This window comes from Streptomyces chisholmiae (assembly GCF_031845445.1).
Lineage (GTDB): Bacteria > Actinomycetota > Actinomycetes > Streptomycetales > Streptomycetaceae > Streptomyces > Streptomyces chisholmiae.
The window spans coordinates 107,452-117,975 of record NZ_JAVREO010000010.1 but is presented as its reverse complement, the minus strand read 5'-3'; the positions used below and the strand labels follow the sequence as shown (position 1 = coordinate 117,975).

Genomic DNA, 10,524 nt, shown 5'->3' with positions numbered 1-10,524 from the left:
TCGTGGCCGAAATCGAGATTCCCGCTGAGATCAAGCCCGCCGACGGCCGGTTCGGGTCGGGCCCCTCCAAGGTGCGCGTCGAGGCGCTGACCGCCCTCGCGGCGACCGGTGACTCCCTGCTCGGCACCTCCCACCGCCAGGCGCCGGTGAAGTCCCTGGTGCGCCGGGTGCGCGAGGGGGTGTCCGCGCTGTTCTCCCTGCCCGACGGGTACGAGGTGGTGCTGGGCAACGGCGGCTCCACCGCCTTCTGGGACATCGCCACCCACGGGCTGATCGAGGCCAAGTCGCAGCACGTGTCGTTCGGCGAGTTCTCCGCCAAGTTCGCCAAGGCCGCCAAGCTGGCGCCCTGGCTGGACGAGCCCACCGTGATCAGCACGGAGCCCGGCGGCTACGCGCTGCCCCGCGCCCAGCGCGGCGTGGACGCCTACGCCCTCACCCAGAACGAGACCTCGACCGGCGTCGCCGCCCCGGTCCGCCGGGTGGCCGGCGCGGACGAGGGCGCGCTGGTGCTGGTGGACGCCACCTCGGGCGCCGGCGGGCTGCCGGTGGACATCGCCGAGACCGACGTCTACTACTTCGCGCCGCAGAAGTCCTTCGCGGCCGACGGCGGCCTGTGGATCGCGGTCTTCTCGCCGGCCGCGATCGAGCGGGTGTCCCGGATCGCGGCCTCCGGCCGGCACATCCCGGAGTTCCTCTCGCTGCCCACCGCGATCGACAACTCCCGCAAGGACCAGACCTACAACACCCCGGCGGTGGCGACCCTCTTCCTGCTGGCCGACCAGCTGGAGTGGATCAACGGCCAGGGCGGCCTGGACTGGGCGGTCGGCCGCACCGCCGACTCCTCGAACCGGCTCTACTCCTGGGCGGAGAAGGCCGAGTTCGCCTCCCCGTTCGTCACCGACCCGGAGGCCCGTTCCCAGGTGGTCGGCACCATCGACTTCGCCGAGAGCGTGGACGCCGCCAGGCTCGCCGCGGTGCTCCGGGCCAACGGCGTGGTGGACACCGAGCCCTACCGCAAGCTGGGCCGCAACCAGCTGCGGGTCGCGATGTACCCGGCGGTCACGCCGGACGACGTCGAGGCCCTGACCCGCTGCGTGGACCACGTGGTCGAGCGCCTCTGACCGGCGACACCTCGTGCGAGGGCCCCGGTCGGTCGTCCCCCCGGACGCCCGACCGGGGCCCTTCGCCGTACCGGCCCTTCCCCATGACCAGCCTAGCGGCCCAGCGCCTGGTAGCGGCGGACGGCGAGGGGGACGAAGACGGCGGTGATCAGCAGCGGCCAGACGACGGCCATCAGCATCGCGTTCTGCTCGATCCAGCTGTCCCCGGTGGGCAGCGGGTTGCCGAACAGGTCGCGGATGGCGTTGGCGGTGGAGGAGACCGGGTTCCACATGGCGATGGTGCCGAGCCAGTCCGGCATCATCGACGGCGGGGTGAAGACGCTGGAGATCATCCCGAACGGGAAGGCCACCGCGAAGAGGTTCCCCGCCACCTCCTGGTTGGGGGTGACCAGGCCGAGGAAGACGCCGATCCAGATCAGCGCGAAGCGCAGCAGCAACAGCAGCCCGAACGCGCTCAGTGTCGCCATCAGCCCGCCGTTGGAGCGCCAGCCGATGACCAGCGCGATCACCGCCATCACCACCAGGTCCAGGGAGGCCTGGAGGACGTCGGAGACGCCGCGCCCGGTGACCACGGCGGACGGCGCCATCGGCATCGACCGGAACCGGTCGGTGATGCCGCGCTCCTTCTCTATCACCACCGCCATCGCGGTGTTCATGAAGCCGAAGGCCATGGTCATCGCGAACAGCCCGGGCATCGCGAAGGACTTGTAGTCGGCGCCCTCGCCGACGTCCATGGCGCTGCCGAAGACATAGACGAAGAGCAGCACCGAGACGACCGGGAAGCCCAACTGCCAGGCGATCATCGAGGGTTGCTTGACGATGTGGGTCAGCTCCCGGCGGACCACGGTCAGGCAGTCGACGACCGCCCAGTAGACCGGCCGGTCCGCCTGCTCGTCGTCCAGCGCGATCGGGGGCTCGGGGGACGCCGCGGCGTCCTTGGACAGGGTGGTCACGCGATCCGCTCCGTACTCCGCCCGGCGGCGGCCTCGTCGGTCCCGCCGCTGGCGGCGGCTTCCTCGGGGTCGTCCCCGGTGAGGCGCAGGAAGACCTCGTCCAGGGTGGGTCGGCGCAGGCCGATGTCCAGCACCGTGATGCCGCGCTCCTGGAGCTCCCTGGCGACCGTCGTCAACGCGGCCACCCCGTCGGCGACCGGGGTGTGCACCCGCAGCGCCGCCTCGTCCTGCTCCGGGCCCACGCCCTTGGTCACCCGGGACATGGTCTTCACCGCCTGCGGCAGCTCGGCCGGGTCGGAGACGACGACTTCGAGGCGGTCGCCGCCGAGCGCCCGCTTGAGGCCGGCCGGGGTGTCCTCGGTGATGTTGCGGCCCTTGTCGACCACCGCGATCCGGTCCGAGAGCTTGTCGGCCTCGTCCAGGTAGTGGGTGGTCAGCAGGACCGTGGTGCCGCCGGCGGCCAGCGACCTGACGGCGTCCCAGACCTCGCTGCGGCCGCGCGGGTCGAGCCCGGTGGTCGGCTCGTCCAGGAAGAGCACCTGGGGCGCCAGGATCATGCTGGCGGCCAGGTCGAGCCGCCGCCGCATGCCGCCGCTGAAGCTCTTGACCTGCTTGTCGGCGGCCTCGGCCAGGCTGAACTGGTCGAGCAGCTGCTCGGCCCGCCGCCAGGCGGTGGCCCGGTCCAGGTGGTAGAGCCGGCCGAACATCCGCAGGTTCTGCCGGGCGCTGAGGATCTCGTCCACGGCGGCGCTCTGCCCGGTGAGCCCGATCCGGCGCCGGACCCGGGCGGGCTCGGCCCGCACGTCGATCCCGGCGACCTCGGCCCGGCCGCCGTCCGCGCGCAGCAGCGTGGACAGGATGCGCACCGAGGTGGTCTTGCCGGCGCCGTTGGGCCCCAGCAGGCCCAGCACGGTGCCCCGCCGGACGGCCAGGTCGAGGCCGTCCAGCGCGACCTTGTCCCCGTAGCGCTTGCGCAGCCCCTCGGCCACGACCGAGTACTCGGATGATCCCATGCCCCGTCCCCTCCTGTCCCTCGCCCGGGCGTCACCGACGCCCGTGGACGCACCACGACTGGGTACGCTGTACCCAATGTAGCGTACGGCGTACTCGGTTTGGCTACGGGTTTTCGGGTGGACGGCTCTAGGATGCGGTGATGACCTCGGAGAGTGAGCAGACCCGCGCCGCCATCGTCCGCAGCCTGGAGCTGTTGTGGCGGGGGCGCGGTCCGCGCACCAGGGGACCGAAGCCGGGGCTCTCGCTGGAGGGCATCGTCACCGCCGCGGTGGCGCTCGCCGACCGGGAGGGGGTGGAGGCCCTCTCCATGCGCAAGGTCGCCGCCGAGCTGGGCGTCGGCACCATGTCGCTGTACCGCTACGTGCCGGGCAAGACCGAGCTGCTGCACCTGATGATCGACCAGGTCGCGGCGCCGCCCGAGCCGGTCCCCGGGGAGGCCGACCAGGACTGGCGCACCCGCCTGGAGCGCGTCGGCCGGGCCACCTACCAGCGCCTCCAGGACCACCCCTGGCTGCTCCAGCTCAACCTGGCCAGGACGCTGCTCGGCCCCAAGGCGCTGCTCGACTTCGACCACTCGCTGTCCGTGCTGGACGGCCTCGACCTGACCGGCCGGGAGAAGGTCTCGATGATCGTCGCGCTGGACTCCTACGTCACCGGCATCGCCCGGCACTACGTGCTGCTGCGCCAGGCGGCCGAGGAGTCCGGGCTCTCCGACGAGGAGTTCTGGGAGCTGCAGGGCCCGTCCATCGAGAAGATCTTCACGCAGGACGACTTCCCGCACGTGATGCGCCTGGACGAGGACGTCTTCTCGGCGACGCCGGACGAGATCACGGACTTCGGGCTGGCCCGGGTGCTCGACGGGATGGAGGCGTTCATCACCGCACGGCAGGCGGCCCGCCGGGAGGGGCGCTGGCAGCCGCCGCCGGCCGCCGAGCCGGACGGGGAGTGCCTGACCTGACCCGGCCCGGCGGCCCGGGGCCGGGCGCGGCGCGCCGGGGGCTGGGCGTCGGGAGTCGAGGGCGGGCGCCGAGGGCGAGGGCGGACTTCGGGCGCCGAGGGCGGGGGCCGGCGGCCCGAGGTCCGGCGGACCAGGGGCCCGGGATCAGGGTCGGGGTCGGGCGCGGGTGGGATCAGGGTCGGGGCGCAACTCCTGGGGTACGCGGCGCCGTCGGGGCCAACCAGCGGGGTAGGCCAACTGTCCGCCCCGGGACGACGCCCCGGCCGGCGCCCAGCCGGCAGGCTGCTCCGGTGACTTCCTCTCGTCCCCCCTTCGCACGCCGACTCCGCACGCTCAACTGGCCGTTGGTGGTCCTGCTGGTCCTGCTCGCCCTGGCCCGCCCGCTCGCCTCCGTCGCCGGGCTGGGCGACGTGCTCGGCCGGCCGCTCACCCCCTGGCTGCTGATCGGGGCGGTCTCGGTGGTCTGGGTGCTGCTGACCAACCGCCGGCCGGAGCCCGACCCGATGACCACGCTGACCGTCACGGGCCTCGGCCACGGGCTCAGCGTCATCCTGGTCGGCGCGGTCCACTCGCTGGCCACCGGCGACTGGCAGGCGCCGCTGGAGCAGCCGCTCAGCCTGGCGCCGATCCTGGTGGTGAGCGCCGGCTGGGGCGCGCTCTGCGGCCTGGCCGCCCGGGCCCGCCAGGGCCGGTGACCGCAGGGGGCCGGTGACCGCGCGCGGCGCCGCGCCGCCGGGGCCGGCCCGCCCCGGGCCGGTCGGTCAGCCCTTGCCGCCCCCGCCGGGCAGCCGGCGGGAGGCCAACAGCGCGACCGCGCCGACCACCAGCAGCACCAGGACCGCGTTCGAACTGAGCCCGCCGTCGGACCCGTCGTCCGCCCCGGCCTCGCCCGAGCCGCCGTCCGACGACCCGCCCTCGCGCGCTGCCCGCTCCTCGTCCGCGGCCGCCACGTCCGCCGGCAGCAGCTCTCCCGACAGCTCGACCGGCGTGACCTCACTGCCGGCACCCTCGGAGCCGAACATCACGTACCGCCCGCCGACCGCGAAGGTGACCGACTCACCCTGCCGTTGGATCGGCACCCGCACCCGGCTCTCCAGCCGCTCCGGCAGCCCGTCCGCACCCCAGGCGTACATCCGCGCCGCGAAGTAGCCGCGCAACAGCAGCCGACTGCCGTCCGGCGAGAACGCCCCGTCCGTCACCTCCAGTGGGACGTCCGCGACCGGTTCGAAGACATTAACCCCCGCCTCTGACAACGCCTCCGGCCCGGCGTAGAGCGCACCCGACTCGTCGCCCTTCTTACTGGCGATATAAACCCGGCCGGTCTCCGGGTGCACCATCAACGCCTCGGCGTTGCGCGGGCCGTCGGCGTACTGGACGGTGAACGTGGTGGGCGTGACGGACTGGTCCGTCAGCTCGGCCGGCTCCGCTATCCGGTAGATCCACACCTCCGACCAGCCGCCGTCGAAGTTGTCGCCGATGTCGCCGACATAGAGGTTCCCGTCCGGGCCGAGCGAGATCGCCTCGATGTCCCGGGCCGTGACGCCGGCCAGGTCGACCGTCGCCACCGTCTCCCCCGTGGTGCCGTCCACGGCGTAGATCCGCGCGGCGTCGTCGCTGTCGTTGTGGGTCCAGTAGACGTCCGGGTGGCGGGTGCTGGCCGCCAGGCCGCTGGACTCCGTCAACCGCTCGTCGAGGAGGGTGAACTCCTCGGGGGCCGGGGCCTCGTCGGCCGCCACGGCCGGCCCGACACCCGCCAGCACGGCCGCCCCCACCAGCGCGACCACCGAGGAGGAGCGGACGAGGACGCGCGTGATCCAGGAGGGCATGGCTCAAGAGTGCCATCCCGTGGCGACCCCGCGCCCAGCCGGCCCCACGGCCCGAATCCGGCCACCGGCCGGCAAGTTGCCGTCGCAACGGGTGTACCTTTACGGTCAGGCCCCATGAACGCATACGGACCGCCGATACCAGCGCCTTACCCCGCCCCCACGCCGCCCCCGGCGGCTTTCCCTCAGCAAATCCACATCCTGGGGATCGTCGGTGGCGCGCTCGCCACCGTGGGCTCACTGCTGGCCTGGACCCGGGTCGAGGGCCACTCGTTGATGGCGGGCGACGCGGACGGCGTCAGGGGTACCTCGGGCGACGGCCTGTGGACACTGATCCTCGGCCTGGTCGCGGTGGCCCTCTTCCTGGCCGCCAGGTTCGCCAGGAAGCCGGTGCTGAACGCGGTCGGCGTGGTGCCCGGGCTGATCGCCGCCGGCATAGCGGCGCTCAACATCGCCAACCCGGACCGGCTGGCGCGCGCCCGCCTGGAGGAGGAGATGTCCCTCACCGACGCGCAGTGGAACCAGGTCGCCTCGTCCTTCGAGTTCTCCGCGACGATCGGCGTCTTCGTGGTGCTGCTGGGTGCGCTGGCCATCGTGGTCGGCGGCATCCTGGCGGTCACCCAGCTGCGAAAGGGCTGACGGACAAGGCCGGTTCGGGTGTCGGACCGGCCAACTCCCTCTGGGAGTATGGAGACTCGCGGGGCATGAGTGCGCCATTTCCGGGAACGATCTCCGTCGATCGTCCGTCGAACCAGTACGGTGGCGCATTGCGGACGAAGTGGAGACTTCGTTCCGGATGGGGACGTCTCTCGGGGAATGCGATACAACTACGCGAAGATAAAAGCCACATAAACCACCTATCGGTCAATCGAGTTGCGTAGGGATATCCCAGTTCCTAGCGTCTCCCGGCATGAGTGGATACGGACAACAGCAGCCGGGCCCGTACGGTCAGCAGCCGCCGCAGCAGCCGGGCCCCTACACCCCGCCGCCGCAGGGACAGCAGCCCGGCCCCTACGGCCAGCAGCCCCCGCAGCAGCAGCCTGGCCCCTACGGCCAGCCCCCGCAGCAGCCGGGCCCCTACACCCCGCCCCCCGGCGGGACCCCCGCGGTCTCCGCGCTTCCCCAGCAGATCCACATCGCCGGCATCGTCGGCGGCGCGCTGGCCGCGCTGGGCTCGATGCTCGCGTGGGTCTCGGGCGAGATCGAGGGGACAAGCGGCAGCGAGGCCGGCACCGTAGGTGACGGCCTCTGGACGCTGCTGCTGGGCCTCGCGGTCGCCGCTCTCTTCGGCGCCGGTATGGTCACCAAGAAGGTCGTGCTCTCCGCGGCCGCCGCGGCCCCCGGGCTGATCATCCTGATCATCGGCATCCTCAACTTCGCCGATCTGGAGCGGATCATGTACGCCGCAGGTGAGGACGAGGGAGCCTCACGAGAGATGCTCGAAATGCTCATCCCCGAGATGGACCTCTCCCCCGGCATCGGCCTCTTCATGGTGCTGCTCGGCGCCCTGGCGGCCATCGCCGCCGGTGGCTTCTCGGCCACCAAGCTGAAGAAGTAACCCGCCGCTTCACGGAAGCAACCAGCGGTTCGGCTGCCAACGGAACCTTCCTATGCGCTCTGGGGCCGGTCACCACGTCCGTGGTGACCGGCTTTGGCGTGTCCGGGCGACACGAGCCCCCAACTGACGCTTGCCTTGAGCCCACTCCAGGGCGTTTGCTTGCCGACCATGAGGTACACGCAGCTGGGACGCACGGGACTCAAGGTCAGCCGACTCGTGCTGGGCACGATGAACTTCGGTCCGGTGACCGACGAGGCCGACAGTCACGGGATCATGGACGCCGCGCTGGACGCCGGTCTCAACTTCTTCGACACGGCCAACGTGTACGGCTGGGGCGAGAACAAGGGCCGTACCGAGGAGATCATCGGCAACTGGTTCGCCAAGGGCGGGGACCGGCGCGACAAGGTCGTGCTGGCCACCAAGGTCTACGGGCACATGGGGGGTGACACCCCCGACGTGTGGCCGAACCACGACAAGCTGTCGGCCGTGAACATCCGACGGGCCGTGGACGCCAGCCTGAAGCGGCTCCAGACCGACCACATCGATCTGTACCAGTTCCACCACGTGGACCGGGACACCCCGTGGGAGGAGATCTGGCAGGCCATCGACGTACTGGTGCAGCAGGGCAAGATCCTGTACGCCGGCTCGTCGAACTTCGCCGGCTGGCACATCGCCCGCGCCAACGAGGCCGCCGCCCGGCGGAACTCGCTGGGCCTGGTGAGTGAGCAGTGTCTGTACAACCTGGCCGAGCGGCGTGCCGAGATGGAGGTCATCCCGGCCGCCGAGGGGTACGGGCTCGGCGTGATCCCGTGGTCGCCGTTGCACGGCGGCCTGTTGGGCGGCGCCATCCGCAAGGAGCGGGAGGGCGGCGGCGGCCGGAGCGCCGGCGGCCGGGCGGCCGAGGTGCTGGCCAACCCGGAGTCCAGGGCGCAGGTGCAGGCGTACGAGGACCTGCTGGCCAAGCACGGCGTCGAGCCGGGCGACGCGGCGCTGGCCTGGCTGCTGACCCGGCCGGGCGTGACCGGGCCGATCGTGGGCCCGCGCACCCGGGAGCAGCTGGACTCGGCGCTGCGCGCGGTGGAGTTGGAGCTGGACGCGGAGCTGCTGGCCGAGCTGGACCGGATCTTCCCCGGCCCGGGCGCCTCGCCGGAGGCGTTCGCCTGGTGACGTGACGTGACGCGCGCCGGCCGGCCCGCCTCTCCTCGGCTGAGGGGCGGGCCGGCCGGCGTTGTCAGACCCCGCGGTTAGGGTGCGGGGCATGGCTGAACGGATCGCCGAGTTGGATCGGCTCACCGAGTATCTGGCGGCCTCGGGGGTGGTGCCCGCCGAGGGCTTCCGGCCGCATCCGCTGGGTGCCGAGAGCCCGGGCTACCCGGGCGCCGACGACCGGCTGCGCACCTTCGCCACGGCGACGTCCACCGGCTCGTCCTACGCGATATGGCTGCGGGACGACCGCGCGCCGCTGGCCTCGCTGCCGGTGGTCTTCCTCGCCGACGAGGGCGGTCTCGGCCTGGTGGCGCGGGACTTCCGGGAGTTCCTCCGGGTGCTGGCCACCGGCTGGAGCCCCTGGGGCGGCTGGCACGGCGTGGAGTACGACGACGAGGACACGGCGGCGGAGGAAGGCGAGGGGGCCGCGTTCCGGGCGTGGCTGGCGGCCGAGTTCGGAATAGCCCCGGCCACCGATCCGAACGAGGTGGTGCGGGCCACCGAGGCCGAGCTGTGGGAGCCCTTCGCCGCCTGGATAGGCCCGCTCTACCCGGACGTGGTGGCCGCGCGGGCCACGCCGGGCGGTCCCTGACAGCTAGCCGCCGAAGGCGGCGGCGATGGCCACCACGGCGAAGATCAGGACAAGCGCGGCGCTGACGATGCGGGCTCGGGTCTTGGCGTTCACGCCCTCCACGGTACGCCCAGCTCAGTGGTGGCCGGCGGCGGCTCCGCCCAGCGGCCAGCCGGCCTCGGTGGTGTAGCCGGCGCCGGGGTCGTCGTCGGCGCTCATCAGCACCACCGGCCCGGCCGGCCAGGGGCTGCCCCGGAAGCCGGACAGCAGCGCCAGCCGGGAGTCGAGGTCCCCGTTCCGGTCCCGGTGCCTGGCGAGGGTGAGGTGCGGTCGGTAGGCGTCGTGCGGGGTGCCGCCGGGGGCGCCGGCGGCCTGGCCCGCCGCGGCGCTGGCGGCGGCGAGCCGGCCCAGGGGCGCCAGGTCGCCGGCGACGCCGGCCCACAGGTGGCGCCGGCCGAAGGCGCCGGCGCCGGCCAGCCGCAGGGTGAGGGGCGGGGTGTTCCCGGCCACCTCGGCGAGGCCGGCGCGCAGTGCCGGGAGCTGGTCGGGCTCGACGGCGCCGAAGAAGGCGAGCGTGATGTGCCAGTCGGGCCGCGCCACCCAGCGCAGCCGCTCGTCGCCCGGCAGGGCGCGCAACGGCACGGCGGCCAGGCCGAGTTCGTCGAGCGCCTCGGCCGGCGGGAGCAACGCGGCGAAGAACCTCATGGCCAGCCAGCATAGGGACAACGGCGCCTAGGATGCGCGGCATGGAGAGCGCCACGGGGAGCGGTACGGAGGACGGGATGCGGATCAGGCCGGGGAGTTCGGCGGATCTGCCGCTGGTGCTGGGCCTGTTGGACGGGGCGGTGGCCTGGCTGGTGGCCCGGGGGCTCACCGGGCAGTGGGGCACCGAGCCGTGGTCGGCCCGGCCGAAGGCGGTCGCCAAGGTGGAGCGGTATCTGGCGGAGGGCGCCCCCTGGGTCGCCGAGATCGGCGGTGAGCCGGCCGGGACGCTCACGCTCACGCACGGCCCGGGCCCGGAGGTGGCGCCCGCCGACGAGCCGGAGCGCTATGTGCACCTGCTGGTCACCGACCGGCGGTTCGCCGGCCGGGGCGTGGGCGGCGCGCTGCTGGCGCACGCCGCCGAGGAGACCCGCCGGGCCGGCGTCGATCTGCTGCGGGTGGACTGCTACGCGGGGAACGGGGGCCGGCTCGTCGCCTTCTACACCGGCCAGGGCTTCGTCCCCACCGAGCCGTTCGCGGTCGGCGACTGGCACGGCCAGGTGCTGGCCCGCCGGGTGGGTGCCGCGACCTGACCCCCGCACACTGTGACGCACGTCA

Annotated in this window: 12 protein-coding genes; 8 read left to right on the top strand and 4 right to left on the bottom strand. The window is 73.0% G+C overall.

The genetic code is table 11. From position 1 onward, the window contains the following. Nucleotides 1-2: 2 nt before the first annotated feature. Nucleotides 3-1,121, top strand: a complete 1,119-nt coding sequence (gene serC, locus RM844_RS18045) for a phosphoserine transaminase (protein WP_311668278.1) — start codon at nt 3-5, stop codon at nt 1,119-1,121. A 92-nt stretch (nt 1,122-1,213) separates the two neighbouring features. On the opposite strand, the gene RM844_RS18040 is transcribed toward serC, so the two are convergent. Continuing rightward, nucleotides 1,214-2,029: an ABC transporter permease gene (locus tag RM844_RS18040; protein WP_311668431.1), complete on the bottom strand. Its 816-nt coding sequence runs from the start codon at nt 2,027-2,029 to the stop codon at nt 1,214-1,216. A 41-nt stretch (nt 2,030-2,070) separates the two neighbouring features. After that, entirely contained in the window at nt 2,071-3,087 is a 1,017-nt protein-coding gene (locus tag RM844_RS18035; RefSeq protein WP_311668277.1) for an ATP-binding cassette domain-containing protein, read from the bottom strand. Between the two features lie 140 nt (nt 3,088-3,227). Here RM844_RS18035 and RM844_RS18030 point away from each other — a divergent pair, with 140 nt between their 5' ends. Both RM844_RS18030 and RM844_RS18025 read left to right on the top strand, forming a co-directional pair. After that, nucleotides 3,228-4,046: a TetR/AcrR family transcriptional regulator gene (locus RM844_RS18030; RefSeq protein ID WP_311668276.1), complete on the top strand. Its 819-nt coding sequence runs from the start codon at nt 3,228-3,230 to the stop codon at nt 4,044-4,046. Between the two features lie 290 nt (nt 4,047-4,336). Beyond that, nucleotides 4,337-4,741, top strand: coding sequence for a hypothetical protein (locus tag RM844_RS18025; RefSeq protein WP_311668275.1), 405 nt, complete (start codon nt 4,337-4,339; stop codon nt 4,739-4,741). 66 nt (nt 4,742-4,807) lie between these two features. Here RM844_RS18025 and RM844_RS18020 read toward each other — a convergent pair whose 3' ends face one another. Further along, nucleotides 4,808-5,872: an SdiA-regulated/phytase-like domain-containing protein gene (locus RM844_RS18020; RefSeq protein WP_311668274.1), complete on the bottom strand. Its 1,065-nt coding sequence runs from the start codon at nt 5,870-5,872 to the stop codon at nt 4,808-4,810. Nucleotides 5,873-6,100: 228 nt separating this feature from the next. Here RM844_RS18020 and RM844_RS18015 point away from each other — a divergent pair, with 228 nt between their 5' ends. The 4 genes from RM844_RS18015 to RM844_RS18000 all read left to right on the top strand — a co-directional run bounded on the left by RM844_RS18015 (nt 6,101) and on the right by RM844_RS18000 (nt 9,225). Next, nucleotides 6,101-6,508, top strand: a complete 408-nt coding sequence (locus RM844_RS18015; protein WP_311668273.1) for a hypothetical protein — start codon at nt 6,101-6,103, stop codon at nt 6,506-6,508. Between the two features lie 271 nt (nt 6,509-6,779). Next, nucleotides 6,780-7,427, top strand: coding sequence for a hypothetical protein (locus RM844_RS18010; protein ID WP_311668272.1), 648 nt, complete (start codon nt 6,780-6,782; stop codon nt 7,425-7,427). 168 nt (nt 7,428-7,595) lie between these two features. Then, nucleotides 7,596-8,594, top strand: a complete 999-nt coding sequence (locus RM844_RS18005; RefSeq protein WP_311668271.1) for an aldo/keto reductase — start codon at nt 7,596-7,598, stop codon at nt 8,592-8,594. Nucleotides 8,595-8,685: 91 nt separating this feature from the next. Next, nucleotides 8,686-9,225: a hypothetical protein gene (locus RM844_RS18000; protein WP_311668270.1), complete on the top strand. Its 540-nt coding sequence runs from the start codon at nt 8,686-8,688 to the stop codon at nt 9,223-9,225. Nucleotides 9,226-9,339: 114 nt separating this feature from the next. Here the strand turns inward: RM844_RS18000 and thpR are convergent, their stop codons facing one another. After that, nucleotides 9,340-9,909, bottom strand: a complete 570-nt coding sequence (thpR, locus tag RM844_RS17995) for an RNA 2',3'-cyclic phosphodiesterase (RefSeq protein WP_311668269.1) — start codon at nt 9,907-9,909, stop codon at nt 9,340-9,342. A gap of 41 nt (nt 9,910-9,950) precedes the next feature. Here thpR and RM844_RS17990 point away from each other — a divergent pair, with 41 nt between their 5' ends. Next, nucleotides 9,951-10,499 (top strand): GNAT family N-acetyltransferase, encoded by a 549-nt coding sequence (locus tag RM844_RS17990; protein WP_311668268.1) that lies wholly within the window; start codon nt 9,951-9,953, stop codon nt 10,497-10,499. The last annotated feature ends 25 nt before the right edge of the window (nt 10,500-10,524 follow it).

Bases quoted from the DNA above. Each gene is read 5' to 3' on its own strand.
- RM844_RS18000 (WP_311668270.1), top strand. From the start codon at position 8,686: ATGGCTGAACGGATCGCCGAGTTGGATCGGCTCACCGAGTATCTGGCG.
- RM844_RS17990 (WP_311668268.1), top strand. From the start codon at position 9,951: ATGGAGAGCGCCACGGGGAGCGGTACGGAGGACGGGATGCGGATCAGG.
- RM844_RS18035 (WP_311668277.1), bottom strand. From the start codon at position 3,087: ATGGGATCATCCGAGTACTCGGTCGTGGCCGAGGGGCTGCGCAAGCGC.
- RM844_RS18020 (WP_311668274.1), bottom strand. From the start codon at position 5,872: ATGCCCTCCTGGATCACGCGCGTCCTCGTCCGCTCCTCCTCGGTGGTC.
- RM844_RS18005 (WP_311668271.1), top strand. From the start codon at position 7,596: ATGAGGTACACGCAGCTGGGACGCACGGGACTCAAGGTCAGCCGACTC.
- RM844_RS18010 (WP_311668272.1), top strand. From the start codon at position 6,780: ATGAGTGGATACGGACAACAGCAGCCGGGCCCGTACGGTCAGCAGCCG.
- thpR (WP_311668269.1), bottom strand. From the start codon at position 9,909: ATGAGGTTCTTCGCCGCGTTGCTCCCGCCGGCCGAGGCGCTCGACGAA.
- RM844_RS18030 (WP_311668276.1), top strand. From the start codon at position 3,228: ATGACCTCGGAGAGTGAGCAGACCCGCGCCGCCATCGTCCGCAGCCTG.